The organism is Flavobacterium sp. LC2016-23 (assembly GCF_009674775.1).
Lineage (GTDB): Bacteria > Bacteroidota > Bacteroidia > Flavobacteriales > Flavobacteriaceae > Flavobacterium.
Map to the genome: position 1 here is coordinate 82,513 of NZ_WKKE01000008.1, position 15,232 is coordinate 97,744.

Annotated in this window: 15 protein-coding genes; 13 read left to right on the forward strand and 2 right to left on the reverse strand. The window is 32.0% G+C overall.

Going from position 1 to position 15,232, the window contains the following annotated elements; genetic code table 11:
• Positions 1 to 31: 31 nt before the first annotated feature.
• Together GJU43_RS08400 and GJU43_RS08405 are read right to left on the reverse strand one after the other, a co-directional pair.
• Positions 32 to 697, reverse strand: a complete 666-nt coding sequence (locus tag GJU43_RS08400; RefSeq protein WP_154340326.1) for a hypothetical protein — start codon at positions 695 to 697, stop codon at positions 32 to 34.
• A 236-nt stretch (positions 698 to 933) separates the two neighbouring features.
• Positions 934 to 1,116: a twin-arginine translocase TatA/TatE family subunit gene (locus GJU43_RS08405; RefSeq protein ID WP_154340327.1), complete on the reverse strand. Its 183-nt coding sequence runs from the start codon at positions 1,114 to 1,116 to the stop codon at positions 934 to 936.
• Between the two features lie 211 nt (positions 1,117 to 1,327).
• Between GJU43_RS08405 and GJU43_RS08410 the strand changes: the two genes are divergently transcribed.
• The 13 genes from GJU43_RS08410 to GJU43_RS08470 all read left to right on the forward strand — a co-directional run bounded on the left by GJU43_RS08410 (position 1,328) and on the right by GJU43_RS08470 (position 15,227).
• The gene (locus GJU43_RS08410) at positions 1,328 to 1,828 is read left to right on the forward strand and encodes a peptidase (RefSeq protein WP_154340328.1); all 501 of its coding nucleotides are present in this window, start codon (positions 1,328 to 1,330) and stop codon (positions 1,826 to 1,828) included.
• Positions 1,829 to 1,839: 11 nt separating this feature from the next.
• Positions 1,840 to 3,324, forward strand: coding sequence for a GH3 auxin-responsive promoter family protein (locus GJU43_RS08415; RefSeq protein WP_154340329.1), 1,485 nt, complete (start codon positions 1,840 to 1,842; stop codon positions 3,322 to 3,324).
• A gap of 37 nt (positions 3,325 to 3,361) precedes the next feature.
• Positions 3,362 to 5,041, forward strand: coding sequence for a hypothetical protein (locus GJU43_RS08420; protein WP_154340330.1), 1,680 nt, complete (start codon positions 3,362 to 3,364; stop codon positions 5,039 to 5,041).
• Between the two features lie 8 nt (positions 5,042 to 5,049).
• Positions 5,050 to 6,042 carry a hypothetical protein gene (locus GJU43_RS08425; protein WP_154340331.1) on the forward strand — a complete coding sequence of 331 codons (993 nt, stop codon included), beginning with the start codon at positions 5,050 to 5,052 and terminating at the stop codon, positions 6,040 to 6,042.
• Between the two features lie 144 nt (positions 6,043 to 6,186).
• Positions 6,187 to 6,723 carry a hypothetical protein gene (locus GJU43_RS08430; protein WP_154340332.1) on the forward strand — a complete coding sequence of 179 codons (537 nt, stop codon included), beginning with the start codon at positions 6,187 to 6,189 and terminating at the stop codon, positions 6,721 to 6,723.
• Between the two features lie 68 nt (positions 6,724 to 6,791).
• Positions 6,792 to 8,096, forward strand: a complete 1,305-nt coding sequence (locus GJU43_RS08435; RefSeq protein WP_154340333.1) for a flippase — start codon at positions 6,792 to 6,794, stop codon at positions 8,094 to 8,096.
• The gene (locus GJU43_RS08440) at positions 8,083 to 9,162 is read left to right on the forward strand and encodes a glycosyltransferase (protein ID WP_154340334.1); all 1,080 of its coding nucleotides are present in this window, start codon (positions 8,083 to 8,085) and stop codon (positions 9,160 to 9,162) included. The genes GJU43_RS08435 and GJU43_RS08440 overlap by 14 nt, the downstream gene beginning before the upstream one ends.
• A 375-nt stretch (positions 9,163 to 9,537) precedes the next feature.
• Entirely contained in the window at positions 9,538 to 10,548 is a 1,011-nt protein-coding gene (locus tag GJU43_RS08445) for an O-antigen ligase (protein ID WP_195760030.1), read from the forward strand.
• The gene (locus GJU43_RS08450) at positions 10,538 to 11,335 is read left to right on the forward strand and encodes a glycosyltransferase (protein ID WP_154340336.1); all 798 of its coding nucleotides are present in this window, start codon (positions 10,538 to 10,540) and stop codon (positions 11,333 to 11,335) included. Before GJU43_RS08445 ends, GJU43_RS08450 begins: the two co-directional genes overlap by 11 nt.
• Entirely contained in the window at positions 11,332 to 12,525 is a 1,194-nt protein-coding gene (locus GJU43_RS08455) for an O-antigen ligase family protein (RefSeq protein WP_154340337.1), read from the forward strand. The genes GJU43_RS08450 and GJU43_RS08455 overlap by 4 nt, the downstream gene beginning before the upstream one ends.
• On the forward strand, positions 12,518 to 13,645 hold the full coding sequence (locus GJU43_RS08460; protein WP_154340338.1) for a glycosyltransferase: 1,128 nt from the start codon (positions 12,518 to 12,520) through the stop codon (positions 13,643 to 13,645). The genes GJU43_RS08455 and GJU43_RS08460 overlap by 8 nt, the downstream gene beginning before the upstream one ends.
• Positions 13,646 to 13,689: 44 nt before the next feature.
• Positions 13,690 to 14,052, forward strand: a complete 363-nt coding sequence (locus tag GJU43_RS08465; RefSeq protein ID WP_154340339.1) for a hypothetical protein — start codon at positions 13,690 to 13,692, stop codon at positions 14,050 to 14,052.
• Between the two features lie 191 nt (positions 14,053 to 14,243).
• Positions 14,244 to 15,227, forward strand: a complete 984-nt coding sequence (locus GJU43_RS08470; RefSeq protein ID WP_154340340.1) for a UDP-glucuronic acid decarboxylase family protein — start codon at positions 14,244 to 14,246, stop codon at positions 15,225 to 15,227.
• Positions 15,228 to 15,232 lie beyond the last annotated feature (5 nt).

The following is a 15,232-nucleotide window of genomic DNA, read 5'->3' on the forward strand; positions in this document are numbered from 1 at the left end:
TTTTATAGTTTTATTTTTTGAAGGTGGTTTGTTAAACTAAAACAGAAGTAACATTTAAACTGTGTTTAGAAATTAGTTCTTTCTGATATACTACAGTAGTTCCTTCCTTTATAATAATTGTTATTGCCGTATTTTCAGGAGACAGTATTGTTTTTAAGTAAACGCTGCCCTTTTGTGTCATAAAGCCATACGGTTCTACTTGTGTGACAGCAGCAGGAAATAGATAGTGTGATAAATTTACATTGCTATTATGCATTTGTAATTCTTCCATTGCTACAGTAATTGCTTCTAAATCAAATCCTGACAATGATTTTAATGATTTCCATTCTCCGTTATCATTTTTTCCAAAACATAACAATACGTCATCTAACTTTCCGGCGCTATCAACATGAAGATGCATTGGAAACATTTTCAGTCTATTGTCATCAGAACTATAACAGAAATTGCCGGAAGACTGATAACCCATTTTTTGCCAGCTTACAATTGCTGTAGTGTAGCAATGAAAAAGAGCCTGGTCTAAAAGAAAAGCATTCGAAATATTTGATTTAGAAAAATTCGATAAAATATTTTTTTCTTCTTTATCTAAATCCGAAAAATTAGTGAAAGCATTTTGACCCAAAAGAGATCCACAAAAGAGCGTTGTGGCACCTACAAATCCAACATTTTTAATAAAACTTCTGCGAGTTAAATCTGTCATATTTAAAGCTTTTTTGATAAAAATTTAAGTAAATGTATTAAAAACAATTTTCTACGATCAAAAAATGATAATTTTTTGTTAAAACGTACAATAATATTTACTTTTTAGAGTTGTTATTGATTTTTTCTAAGAAAAGGCATACAAGAAATTTTTACCAAATTTAAAATTTGAGCATAAAAAAAACCATACAACAATCGTACGATTGTTGTATGGTTTTTTAGATAAGTTGAAGGATATTATTTTATTTCTTCCTCTTCTTTTTTTACAGCAGGAGCTGATTGATCATCTTTGGCAGCGTTTTTAAATTCCTTAATTCCGCTTCCTAAACCTTTCATTAATTCCGGAATTTTTTTACCTCCAAAAAGTAATAAAACGATACCTACTATTACGAGGATTTCTGTAAGACCTAATCTTCCCATGGTTTGTATATTTAATGCCTAAGCAAATTATTTTCTAATTGTACCGCAAATGTATACAGAATATACGAACAAGAAGAGTATTTAGATTAAAATATTTGTTTTTGGTAGCGTTAAATATTCTTTAAAATTATAATTTAGGAACATTCCCTTAATTTTGATACGCAACAACACACTGATTAATTCTTATATTTGCTCGTGTAAACAACCTAAAATGGCTAAGAAGAAATTTAATTTCAGGAAAAAATTATTCGTCAAAAACCGATTGGTAATTTTGAATGTAGATACCTTTGAAGAGATTTTTTCGTTCAAACTGACCCTGATGAACGTCTTTGTCGTTTTTTCACTTGGCGGAATATTTTTAATTTTAATCACCACTTTCATCATTGCTTTTACCTCTTTACGAGAATTTATTCCCGGATATTCTTCTTCTCAACTGAAGAAAAATGCAACAGAATTAGCTATAAAATCGGATTCACTGGAAAGGGCTTTAAAGAAAAATGAACTTTATATAAAAGGAATACAGAAAGTTTTAAGAGGTGAACTGGAGTATGCCAGGTTTAATAAAGATTCTATTCTTTCTGAAACAGAAGAAACACCTGATCTTAATATGAAAGCTTCAGACGAAGAAATTAAATTAAGAGAAGAAGTAGCAAAAGTGGAGAAAGAGTCGGGAGAAAAGAGCCAAAATAAAAACAAAAGTGACAAAAAATAAGATCCAGAAAAATGTCAATTAAAGCAATAGCGGCAAAATTATTTGCACGCAAAATATATTATAAAACTCAGGCCTGGGCCAAAAAACCGGTTGAAACCCAGCATGCCGTATTTAAAAGTTTGATAAATGGTGCAAGAGGCACTGCTTTTGGTGCGGATCATCATTTTGATACCATAAAAACGGTTCACGATTTTATAAAACAAGTTCCTGTACGGGATTATGAAGACCTGAAACCTTATATAGACAAGGTGAGAACGGGAGAAAAAGATATTCTATGGAAAGGCAAACCACTGTATTTTGCCAAAACATCCGGAACCACTTCCGGGGCAAAATATATTCCGCTGACCAAAGAGTCAATGCCGTATCATATTGAAGCTTCCAGAAATGCCATTTTGCATTATATACATGAAACCGGAAATGCTGATTTTGTAGACGGGAAAATGATTTTCCTGCAGGGAAGCCCCATTTTAACTGAAAAATATGGAATTAAATTTGGAAGATTATCCGGTATAGCAGCGCATTTTGTTCCGAAGTATTTGCAAAAAAACCGAATGCCGTCTTTAGAAACCAATTGCATTGAAGACTGGGATACTAAAGTCAATGCTATTGTCGGGGAAACAATCGACCAAAACATGACCATTATTTCGGGAATCCCTTCCTGGGTACAAATGTATTTTGAACGTTTGCAGGAAAAAAGCGGTGGCAAAAAAATAGGGGAGCTATTCAAAAATTTTAATCTGTTTATTTACGGAGGCGTTAATTATGAACCTTACCGCGCGAAGTTCGAAAGCATGATTGGCAGAAAAGTAGACAGCATTGAGTTGTTTCCGGCTTCAGAAGGGTTTTTTGCGTATCAGGATTCTCAAAAATCAAAAGGCATGCTGTTGTTATTGAATTCCGGAATTTTTTATGAGTTCATTAAAGCAGACGAATTTTTTACGGAAAACCCAAAAAGCTATACGATTGGGGAAGTAGAAACGGGTGTTAATTATGCATTAATCATTTCCACAAATGCAGGGCTTTGGCGTTATAATATTGGTGATACGGTTCAGTTTACTTCGTTATTTCCGCATCGTGTGATTGTTTCAGGACGAATCAAACATTATATTTCCGCTTTCGGAGAGCATGTTATAGCAAGTGAAGTAGAAAATGCCATGAAAGAAGCAACGCAGGGCAGCGAAATTGTAATTAACGAATTTACCGTGGCACCTCAGATTACGCCATCGACCGGGTTGCCGTATCACGAATGGCTGGTAGAATTTGAAAAAGAACCTGAAGACATGGACGTTTTTGCTGAAGCAATTGACAGCGCCATGCGAAAACAGAATATTTATTATGACGATTTAATAACAGGAAACGTTTTGCGAAAAGTGGTGGTTACCAAAGTTTCCAAAAACGGATTTCAGGAATACATGAAATCGCAGGGGAAACTGGGCGGCCAGAATAAAATTCCCAGATTGTCGAATAATAGGGATATTGCAGATAATTTAAAATAGAAACAACTTACATTTGTAAGTTCGAAAATAACAAAGCATGAAAGAAACCAAACATATATCAAGATCAAGAGCGCAGGAATCCTCTGCGGCGATTGAAAAAATGTACATTACAATGCGCCACTTATTCAACCGTGGTTTTTACAAACCAATGGGGGTTTCAGGCGATAGTTTACGTGAATCTTTATTGGCATTACGCCCTGAAATCTACGGAAACATAGGGGAAGAAAAAGTAGAACTGAACGGACTTTTGTACGTTATAGAACGTTTACCGATAGGAATTGAGCAATGCCGATTTATAAACCTGACTTCAGACGAAGGGTATTCCAAATCACACTTTGAGGCGATCGTTCCTCCAAAAAGACGAAGAAATTGTTATCGAATCGATGAGGAGCAAATGAATGTTGAAATCACCAGAGGCCGATCCGACATTTATGATATTCTGACGCATTTGACTTTCATTTTCATAGAATCCCACAAAATAAAAAACAGGGTTTTATTAGATGACGGTGGAGAAGTTTCGCGTGACTGGATGAAGCTGGAGCAGGCTGTCATGCAAACCAAAAAATTGTCTTTAATCGAAAAAGAAAAAGCGATTTCTCACGTGGCGAATATTCTGGCAAGAACGTTCGAAGAAGTTTTAGACATTTATGACACCTTCGGTTCTGATGATGCACCGGACCGTTTTCTGCATGTAATTTACTGGTTGGGAAAATTAGCCATCGAAGAAGTAATTGACAATAATAAACGAACCATTACTTTTAGTCCGGTTCTGAGAGAACGCTTAGGGCACCATATTCACGGAGAAATCTGGGCTACAAACATTAAGGAAGTTTTAAAGGCGAACAATCTTTTAAAAAGACCAATTCATGTGATCAGTGCCAATATGCACAGTGTAATGAATTCAATTTTTGCGACGCCGCTGCTGAAAACAAAATTCAAAGACAAGTCTGATTTTTTCATTTATGAGGAATTAAGTAAGTCAGGCGCAAAAGAAACCAGAAATCTGGTTGAAGAACTTGCCCTGAAAAACGGAATGATTTCGTTACCGGATACATCAGGAACAAATATTGACGTTCAGATTTTTGATACAGCTAAAATTGACTGGGCAAAAACAGCTTTCCCTAAAGCAAAATTAGACGAACAGAAACCGGTTATTATTGTTATGGATTATGCTTTTGGAGAACAGGCATATGAAACCATTGATGAACTTCTGAAACCGTATAAAAAAGATACGTTATTAGAAGTAAAATCAGTATCGATCATGGGTAAAGCCGGAATTTTAGAGGGAGGAAAAGGAGATATCATGATCCCGACCGCCCATATAAATGAAGGAACAGCCGATAATTATTTCTTCGAAAATGAACTGACAGGAGCCATGTTTGAAGGAAATGACATTGCCGTTTTTGAAGGCGCCATGGTAACCGTTTTAGGAACATCATTGCAAAACAGGGATTTACTAAAGTTCTTTCACGAATCGACCTGGGGTGTAATTGGTCTTGAAATGGAAGGTTCGTATTATCAGAAAGCGATACAGTCGGCATCAAAAATCAGGAAAAGTGTGCCGAATGATGTTAAGGTTCGATATGCCTACTATGCATCAGATAATCCATTGGAAACGGGAAGCACACTCGCCTCAGGCGGATTGGGTACAACAGGCGTAAAACCAACGTATTTGATTACCATCAAAATTTTAGAACAAATATTCAACCTAAAATAAATCCATAAATGAGTACAAAAGTACCTCAAAATCAAGAAGATCAGGAAATTGATTTAGCGGTGATTTCTAAAAAAATCGGCAGCTTTTTTGAATCGGTTAATGCTTCTATTTTTAACGGGATTCAGTTTTTTGTCCGAAACTGGGTTATTGTTTTAATTTTAATAGTGGCCGGGTTTGGTATTGGGTTGTATTTTGATACTAAAAAAACGTATAGTAATGAAATCATCGTAACGCCAAATTTCGGAAGTGTTGATTATTTATATTCGAAAATTGATTTATTAGAATCAAAAATTATATCCGGAGATACTGCTTTCCTTAAAGAAATTGTAGGCATTAAAGAGCCTAAAAACCTGAATGAAATTAAAATAAAACCAATTACCGATGTCTATAATTTTGTTAAGAATAAACCTGAAAACTTCGAGCTCCTTAAGTTATTAGCAGAAGACGGAGATGTCAACAAAGTTATTGAAGAGAGTACAACAAGTAAAAACTACCCTTTTCAAAAAATAATTATTGATACAAAGAAAAAAGCATCTGAAGAAAAACTTATAGCACCATTGTTCGCCTATTTGAATAAATCGGATTATTTCAAAAAAATTCAAAAACAGGTTTGTACCAATACAATATCAAAAATAAGACAAAACGATTCCATAATTAAACAGATTGATGGTGTTTTGAGTAATTTCTCAAGTGCAACTAAATATTCGAACAGAAGTGATAAATTATTGTATAATAACGAGAATACACAGCTAAACGATATAATAAAAACGAAGGATCTGCTATTAAGTGAGCAGGGAACTCATAGAATCGGGTTAATTGGATTTGATAAAATTATCAAGGAAAGCAGTGTAACCATGAATATTGAGGCACCTAAGTTTATCAATGGAAATTTAAAACTTTTACTACCGCTGGTATTTGTTTTGCTATTTGTATTTTTGAATGCTTTTAATTCTTTTTATAAAGGACAACAGCGTAAAAAAGTTTCAGGTACTTTAAATTAATAACAAAGTATAACTAATTGAAAAACAGTAAATTATTTAATAAAAGAAACAATTGTCTTTTTTAGAATTTACTAACAATGAATTATATAAACATTTTTATAATTTAATATTAAAAAAAATATATTTTTGCCAAAAAAATTACAAATGAAAACAAAATTAATTCTTTTAAATTTATTAGTTATAGTTTCTTTAATTTCCTGTAAAAACAAAGAGGAAGAGAAACCTGTAGAAGAAGTTAAAGCAAATACATTCAATGTAATTGTAGATTTAGACATCAAAAAAGATGATGAATTAATCCTTTTTTATAAAGACCCTTCAATTTCTTTTTTTGATGATAAAAATACCGTTTATTACGGAGTAAAGGGAAAAAATGAGCCGCAAACGGTAACATTTAGTGTTCCTGAGGGAATTCTACCTAATGATATTCGTTTTGACATAAGTTCAAAAAAAGATCAGGAGCCAATTAAAATTAACTCTGTTACATTAAGTTTTGAAGGAAGAAATTTTAAAATAGAGCAAAAAGATTTATCAAAATATTTTACACCAAATGAATTTATAAAGTTTGATGAAGCATCAGGAACTGCAACTTTTGTTAGTGAAGGTGAAAAGTACGATCCGTTTTTCTTAACGAAGCCGGCAATTTATCCTGAACTGGAAAAAGTCAGAGGCGCTAAAATGTAAATTCTTCCTATAATTCTTAAGGCTATTTCATCTGATCATAGCCTTTTTTTATAACCTAAATTAAAATTTTGAAGCTAAAACTTTTTGATATATTTCAACAATATAAAAAACACAAAATTTTAGCTTCAAATTTTGTCTATCTCTCCATACTGCAAGGTCTGAATTTAATTCTGCCATTACTTACACTCCCTTATTTGATAAGGGTTTTGGGAGTTGAATATTTTGGTTTATTATCTTTTTCATTCGCTTTTATCACCTATTTTCAAATTATTACCGACTATGGCTTTAATGCTACAGGCACAAGAGATATATCAATGGTACTTGATAATGTGGAAAAACAAAACGAAATTTTCAACCAGATTATGTCAGCCAAATTGCTTTTGGTAGTATTGAGTTTTATACTAATGACGGGAATTGTTTTTGCTTTTGAAATTTTCAGAACCTATTGGACCGTCTATTTATTTTCATTTGGATCTATTCTTGGCCAGGCGATTTTTCCGGTTTGGTATTTTCAGGGAATTCAAAAAATGAAATACATTACCTATTTGAATTTAGTAACGAAGATCATTTTTACAATTGCGCTTTTTATTTTTATAAAACAAAAATCCGATTATTATCTCGTTCCTGTTTTTAATGCATTGGGTTTTATTTCTGCGGGAATTTTTTCTTTGTTTTACATTCGAAAAGATTTCAATATCAGTTTTCAGCTTCAATCTTTCCAAAAAATAAGAGAACAATTAAATAAGGGTAAATATGTTTTTTTATCAGAATTAAAAATTTCTTTATTTACCAATACGAACACTTTAATTTTAGGCATTATTGCAGGAAATCAGGCTGTAGGATTTTTTTCAGCAGCAGAAAAATTGGCCAGGGCAATAGGAAATTTGCAGACACCCATTTCAAATACACTTTTCCCATACCTCTCCAAAGAGATGAGCCTGGATAAATATAATACGATTCAAAAAATAAAAAAAATCACGAGGTATGGTGCTTTTTTATTTTTTGTCCTGATTGTCATATGTTTCTGTTTTGCAGCACAAATTATAAAAATAATCTACGGAGCTGAAATGCTTCCCGCTGTAATTCTCTTTAAAATTTTAATACTCATACCTCTACTTTCCTTTTTAGACTCCATGTACGGAAAACAAATCCTTTTAAATTTAGGAAAAGATAATTTATATTTCCGGGTGATATTGTACGCTACAATTCTAAATTTGAGCATTAATGTATTGCTTACGTATTTTTATAAAGAGCTAGGAACAGCCATTACACTCATTATCACTCAGATTATAATAGTTTTAGGGATGTGGTATTTTGCAAAAAGAGAGATTGATATAATAGCTCAAAAGAGAAACAAAAATGAATTCAATTAAAGTTAGTGTAATCATTCCAGTTTATAATGGGGAAGCGTTTTTGCAGGACTGCATAAAATCGCTGATAAATCAGACGTTAATCGCATGCGAATTTATTTTTGTCAACGATGGTTCTACAGATAATGGTATGGGCATTATTGAGGAATACCAAAAAAAAGACAATAGAATTATAGTAATCAACCAGGTTAATAAAGGCATAAGCGAGGCAAGAAATACCGGAATTGCAACTGCAAAAGGAGAATATATCGGGTTTTTAGACAATGATGATTTTGTAAAAAACGATATGTTTGAGCGTTTGTATGAAACAGCCCAAAAAGATGATTTGGACATTGTAGTTTCCAAAACCATCTTAGGAAGAGACGGAAAATATATTATTAAAGATCCGGTTTTTGAGGCATGTATTCTTTACGGGCAGCCATTTATTCAAGCTGAAATAATTCCTAATCTATTACAGAAAGAAGATTTATTTGCCGTTTGGAATAAAATTTATAAAAGAAGTTTTGTGGAGTTGAATAACATACATTTTCCTAAAAACAGAGTTATTGAGGAAGATAATATGTTTAATATACAAGCCTTTAATAAAGCAGAAAATGTTTTATTTATGGATTATGCGGGGTATTATTACCGGGAAGTTGCTACCAGTAAATCAAGATTAACAATAGAAAATGATTATTTTTCTAAAGCGCTTGAAAAATATTATTTCGATTATAAAAAGGAATACGACCTTACTCTTGCAGATATTGAAATAGAGAAATTAAAAGCGGTACGATTTATTCAGAGAGTCTTTTATCTGGTCTATAAATGTGGGGTAACCAAAACTTCGTTTAAACCAAAATTTAATTATGTAAAGCGAATGGTATTTCATACCAAAGTTTATGAAATAGCAAAAAAATACCATCAGGAAGTAATCGCTGATAAAGGAATATATGAGAAAATAGTTTTAAAAGTAATAATTAAAAAATCTTCGATACTGCTGTTTTTTTTAATGTTGAGTATTCAGGTGGGTTATCATCCAACGATTTCTGAAACGATTAGAAAGTTAAATAAATTAACCAAAAACAATTAAGTGCTTCAAAAAATTTATACAGTTTTATTTTTTTTAGGTTTGTTCTTCTTTCCTTTTAATGAATACGAGGGTATTTCTGCCCTGGGTGAATTTAAAAGCGAAGCAGGAGCTCTCTTTTTGTTTGGGGGATTTTTATTTTTAGTAGCTGATACCGTTTATTCTAAAAAAATTATGATCCCTTATAAAAACATACTTTTTCAGTGTGTGATATTGTTTTTGGTGTGGTGCATCATAACATTTTTAGTAAACCTGGATACAATTAGTTCTAATTATTTTAAACACACTACTGGAATAAACCGCTTTATAAGACAGTATTTTGCATTAATTATTTCAAGTTTCATATTCCTGATTTTATATATAAATGTTTTAGCAAAAATGGAAGTAAAGGAAATGCTTTTTAAAATCAGGAAAGTTTTTTTATACTCTTTAATTATTGCTTCAATATATGGTTTCCTCGAAACTTTGGTAATTGTTTTTGGGTTTAGAATAATTTATCCTGTCTTAAATCTGTTTGATTATTTTCCATTCTTAGAAGTCCATCTTCATCCTGAAGGAAGGATTTCTTCTATTTCCTATGAGCCTCCATTTTTTGCAATTTACTTAATAAGTATTGCCGGCTGGATGTTTAGCTATATTTTGACAAACAAAAAACCAATCAAATTTTTACCTACGATTGCAGTATTAGTCCTGACGTACTTTTCGGGATCAAGGACAGGATTAATTGTGATATTTTTTCAGTTGCTGATTTTTTCAATTTTTTTATACAAAGACATTCGATTTAAGACATACATAAAAAAAGCATTAATTGGTTTTACTGTAATTTTTGCTGTTCTGTTAGCTTTTAACGGGGAAAAAGTAATAAAGTCCGTTACGGCTAAAATGGAATCATTAGACTTTAAAAACAATTTGACCAAAAGCGTTTCTAACCAGTCTAGATTTGGAATCCAATATGCGTCGATACAGGTTTTTAAGGAAAACCCAATAGCGGGAGTTGGATTTGGGCAACAAGCCTATCATAACAGAACCCATTATCCGGGTTGGGCAACAAAAAACAATTACGAGTTTACATTGTATTACAAAAACAAGAAAGAAAAAACGTTTCCTCCGGGATATAATTTATACACAAGATTACTGGCAGAAACAGGATTCATTGGTTTTATTGTGTTTGTTGTATTGCTATATTTTTCTTTAAGAGAAACTATAAGCATAATGAAAAACACGCAGAATGAAGCAAAAATTCTAACTGTAATTATTCTGATTACACTGATAGGATTATACATAAACTGGCTTCAGATTGATACTTTCCGAATGTACGTGGTTTGGTTAAGCCTTGCTATTTTAATTCAATTAAGGTATAAACTAAAAGCATTGAAAAATGAACAATAGCATTGTCCTTCTAATCCCTTATTATAATAATTCTGAAGGATTACTCCAATCATTGCGTTCTATTGATCCGGATGAAGAACTTGACGTCATAATTGTTGATGATGGAAGTGTTGTGGATAAATTTGACGAAGATATCGTGCGGTCAAATTTTAAAGCGAAAGGAACCGTACTATTCGAATACTTAAAAAGTAATAAAGGAATTGAAACGGCTTTAAATTCAGGGTTAAAAATTAGTATTGAAAAAAAATACAAATACATAGCAAGATTAGATTGTGGAGATAGCTGTCTTGGAAAAAGGTTCGCTGTTCAAAAAGCATTCCTCGAAGAAAATCCGGAAATAAAAATTGTGGGATCAAATGTGTTGGCTGTCGACACAAAGGGTCATTTTCTATATTCCATCAATTTACCTCTGGATGACAGCAATATAAAAAAGAAAATGTATTTGAATTCCATGCTGATTCATCCTGCCGTGATGTTTTGTTCTGAAATTTTGGATAGTGTTGGTTTATACCCTTTAAACCATAAATTCGCAGAAGATTATGCTTTTTTCTTTATGATTTCCCAGAAATACAAAATGGCAAATATTGAAGAATATCTAACACAAATTGAAATCAATGCAAACGGTATTTCACTAAAAAAAAGAAAACAGCAGGTAAGAAGCAGAATTACAATTATAAAAAAATATTTCTATTTTGGTTTTTATCCAATTTACGGATTGGTTAGAAATTATGTACTCTTGTTCCTTCCTTATAATTTGATTTTGGCTGTAAAAAAAATTAGAAAATGAAGAATTTAATTAAACAGAATGCTTTTGACTATCTTATCTATTTATTGATTCTGACGCTTTTTTTTTCAAAAGCACTGCCCAATATCCTATTGGTGCTTTTATCGCTTTTATATCTGAAAGATCTCAACCTAAAAGACTATAAAAAGACGTTTTCAGCAGGAACTATTTTATTTGTATTATTGTTATATCTCTTTTTTAAGTCTCTAATTTATGGCGGTATCGTATACGATTTGAAAGTTTATAAAGGTATTCTGTTGCTTTTTTGGTTCTCCCTTATCTTACGTAAAATTACAGATATTGAAAGGTTTAAACTTTTCATCCTTTTGGGAATAAACGCCTGCATCGTGAGCTCCTTGTTTTTAATTGGGGTGTTTTTTTATAAAAACCATACATTACCGTTTGCAAATACCGCTGAGGTTAATAATTTATTACTCCTTGAGCGCCCTTATATTGGTTTTGTTGCTGTTTTAGGATTTTTATTATCCGTAGAAAAAGCAGTAATGGTAATAAAACAAAAATGGATTTATATAGTAAACTCGATAGCATTATTGTTGTTCATTATATTAATTTCTGCCAGAATTTCCATTATCACAATATTTTGCATCGCTGTAGTTTATTTTATTTTTTACTACAAAGTTCAATGGTATAAAAAGATACTAATTACAACATCGATCATTGTTTTATTTGGCATGATTGTGATGACGAACAAAAACATATCCGAAAGATTTTTCATAAAAAGCAATATAGAAGAATCTCTAAAAGTAGCCTCAGATTACGAACCAAGAATTGTGATTTGGAATTGCGCCAATAATATGACAGCAAAAAAGGACTTTCTTGTATTATCCGGATTCAGCGGATATGAGACAATCACAAATAATTTCCTGGATTGTTATGCCACCACTATAGAAAACCAATCGAAAAAAGAATATTTTCTTTCCGAGAAATTTAACTCACACAATCAGTTTATAGATTTTTATTTAATTGGTGGTATTTTGGGCCTTCTACTGTTTATAAGCTTTTTTATAAAATTGTTTTACGAGGCAAAATCAAACTTTTTTGCAATAGCAATTGCTATATCATTTTTATTATTCTTTTTTGTAGAAAACATCTTTTATAGACAGTTTGGATGTTATTTGTTCGCGATATTTATTCTAAATTTGGTTCCCCAAAAGAAAGTTAGTAATGAATAAAATTAAAGTTGCGCATATTCTTCATTCCGTAGGTGGTGTTGATGTTTCATTACGACAAATACTTCAAAATCTTGACCCTTCACATTTTGAATGTTTTGTGATTCATGGAGATGCGGACATTAAAGAACAATTCAGAGATAAAAACGCTAAAAATATTGTCGATTATAAGCTTCCGATATACAGATCAATATCATTGAAAAATGATTATCTCTCTATTGTAAGAACTTTAAGAATCATTAGAAAAGAAAAACCGGATCTTATACATTCTCATAGTACAAAAGGAGGAGTAATCGGAAGAGTTGTTGGATTTTTAACCGGTATAAAAGTACTTCATACGCCACAGGCATTTTCTTACCTAAGTGCGGACAACAAATTAAAAAGATTTGTTTTTCTAATCGTAGAAAAAATTCTCTCAAAAGGAAATTCAGTTTTACTGGCCTCTTCGGAGTCAGAATTAAACAGAGCGACAGAAGATGTTGGTTTTCCCGTAGCAAAAACGCTGCTTTTTAATAATGCAATTGAACCAATTAAGAATATATCAGAACTTTCGATACCAAAAATATGGCCCAACGATTATCTTTGTACAGTTGGCAGACCCTGTTATCAAAAAAACATAGAGGAGTTAATTCGTGTTTTATATGAAATTAATAAGACACAAAAAATGCATTTGGTATTATTGGGAGTCGGACACCATGCAGATCAGCTAGAAGAAGTTCAGGAATTAATTTCCAAGTTAGGTTTAACAGAGGACATAACACTTTTGAACTGGACTTCACGTGAAGATGTTTTAAATATAATTAGTAAATCAAAATTATATTTGTCTGCAGCCCGATATGAAGGATTGCCTTATGCTATAATTGAAAGTTTAGCTTTATCGATACCTGCTGTAGTTTCGAACTGCGATGGAAACAAAGATTTAATTAAAGATGATTTTAATGGGTATACTGTAAAAGATAATAACACAATTAAATTTTGTGAAAAAATCATTACTTTACTAAATGATGAAAAGAAATACAATGAATTTTCAAAAAATGCAAAAATTACATTTGAGATGAATCATAATATTTTAGAAAAAATAAATGATTTAGAATTTATTTATAGAGGCCAATTAAAGAGATAGTATTGAACAAAATAAAAAAATAGATTTATTGGAAGCTAAAATAAATGCTAGATAAGATGATGAGAAATTTTATATCTAAAGCAATATGTTTATCTTGTTTATTAGGCAGTCTCCATTTTTATTCCCAAAATAAGACGAATGACTGCAAAGAAATTTACGGAAAATGGAAGACATATTATATGCAACTTCCTTTCGGAATCGACTCAAAAGATAAATCTGAAACTTGGGTTTTCAATGAAAATGGAACGCTTACAGTTGATGAAAAAATGAGTAGATATACTTTAGATGAAGACTGTTCAAAATTTACTATTGAAGGGAATTTAAATTTCTTTTCAATAGAAATAACTGGAGATACTTTGTTTATGTCTAAAAGAGTTTTACCCCATAATCATATATTTTTCGCTTAAAAAGAAATTGAATATGAAAAGGATTTTAATTATTAGTTTTTTTATAACTCATTATTCCGTGAATAAAGCATAATATGATAGCACTTTTCAAATCTGGATGTAGTATCATTAATTAATTTCACACAGTTTTTTTTAAGAATAGTTTTTATAATTTTCAAATCAGTTACATTTGCGAAGTATAAATAATTACTATGAAAAGAATACTTATTACCGGAGCAGCAGGATTTTTGGGATCGCATTTGTGTGACCGCTTCATCAAAGAAGGCTATTATGTTATTGGGATGGATAATCTGATTACGGGAGATCTTAAAAATATTGAGCATTTATTCAAATTGGAAAATTTCGAATTTTACCACCACGATATTACCAAGTTTGTACATGTCCCTGGTGATTTAGATTATATTCTACATTTTGCTTCACCGGCAAGCCCTATTGATTATCTGAAGATACCAATTCAGACTTTAAAGGTGGGATCATTAGGAACACACAACTTGTTAGGTTTGGCACGTGTTAAAAATGCCCGAATTCTGATTGCATCTACCTCTGAAGTGTACGGAGATCCGTTGGTGCATCCTCAAACCGAGGAATATTACGGAAATGTAAATACAATCGGCCCACGTGGGGTTTATGACGAAGCAAAACGCTTTCAGGAATCGATCACGATGGCGTATCATACTTTTCACGGAGTAGAAACCAGGATTGTTCGTATTTTTAATACCTACGGCCCAAGAATGCGATTAAACGACGGCCGTGTTATTCCGGCATTTATCGGCCAGGCATTGCGTGGTGAAGATTTGACCATTTTTGGTGACGGAATGCAGACACGTTCCTTTTGTTATGTCGATGATCAGGTAGAAGGTATTTTCAGATTGTTGCATTCCGACTATGTGTATCCGGTAAATATTGGAAACCCGGACGAAATCACCATTAAAGATTTTGCGGAAGAAATCATAAAACTCACCGGAACAAACCAGAAAGTAGTCTATCATCCCTTACCGGTAAACGATCCTTTACAGCGTCAGCCGGACACCACAAAAGCAAAAGAATTATTAGGCTGGGAAGCAAAAGTAAATCGTGCCGAAGGAATGAAAATCACGTACGATTATTTCAGATCACTTTCAAAAGAAGAACTTTCAAAAGAAGAACACAAAGATTTTTCAAGTTATATAAAATAATAACC

Bases quoted from the DNA above. Each gene is read 5' to 3' on its own strand.
- GJU43_RS08400 (WP_154340326.1), bottom strand. From the start codon at position 697: ATGACAGATTTAACTCGCAGAAGTTTTATTAAAAATGTTGGATTTGTA.
- GJU43_RS08405 (WP_154340327.1), bottom strand. From the start codon at position 1,116: ATGGGAAGATTAGGTCTTACAGAAATCCTCGTAATAGTAGGTATCGTT.
- GJU43_RS08410 (WP_154340328.1), top strand. From the start codon at position 1,328: ATGGCTAAGAAGAAATTTAATTTCAGGAAAAAATTATTCGTCAAAAAC.
- GJU43_RS08415 (WP_154340329.1), top strand. From the start codon at position 1,840: ATGTCAATTAAAGCAATAGCGGCAAAATTATTTGCACGCAAAATATAT.
- GJU43_RS08420 (WP_154340330.1), top strand. From the start codon at position 3,362: ATGAAAGAAACCAAACATATATCAAGATCAAGAGCGCAGGAATCCTCT.
- GJU43_RS08425 (WP_154340331.1), top strand. From the start codon at position 5,050: ATGAGTACAAAAGTACCTCAAAATCAAGAAGATCAGGAAATTGATTTA.
- GJU43_RS08430 (WP_154340332.1), top strand. From the start codon at position 6,187: ATGAAAACAAAATTAATTCTTTTAAATTTATTAGTTATAGTTTCTTTA.
- GJU43_RS08440 (WP_154340334.1), top strand. From the start codon at position 8,083: ATGAATTCAATTAAAGTTAGTGTAATCATTCCAGTTTATAATGGGGAA.
- GJU43_RS08445 (WP_195760030.1), top strand. From the start codon at position 9,538: ATGGAAGTAAAGGAAATGCTTTTTAAAATCAGGAAAGTTTTTTTATAC.
- GJU43_RS08450 (WP_154340336.1), top strand. From the start codon at position 10,538: ATGAACAATAGCATTGTCCTTCTAATCCCTTATTATAATAATTCTGAA.
- GJU43_RS08455 (WP_154340337.1), top strand. From the start codon at position 11,332: ATGAAGAATTTAATTAAACAGAATGCTTTTGACTATCTTATCTATTTA.
- GJU43_RS08460 (WP_154340338.1), top strand. From the start codon at position 12,518: ATGAATAAAATTAAAGTTGCGCATATTCTTCATTCCGTAGGTGGTGTT.
- GJU43_RS08465 (WP_154340339.1), top strand. From the start codon at position 13,690: ATGCTAGATAAGATGATGAGAAATTTTATATCTAAAGCAATATGTTTA.
- GJU43_RS08470 (WP_154340340.1), top strand. From the start codon at position 14,244: ATGAAAAGAATACTTATTACCGGAGCAGCAGGATTTTTGGGATCGCAT.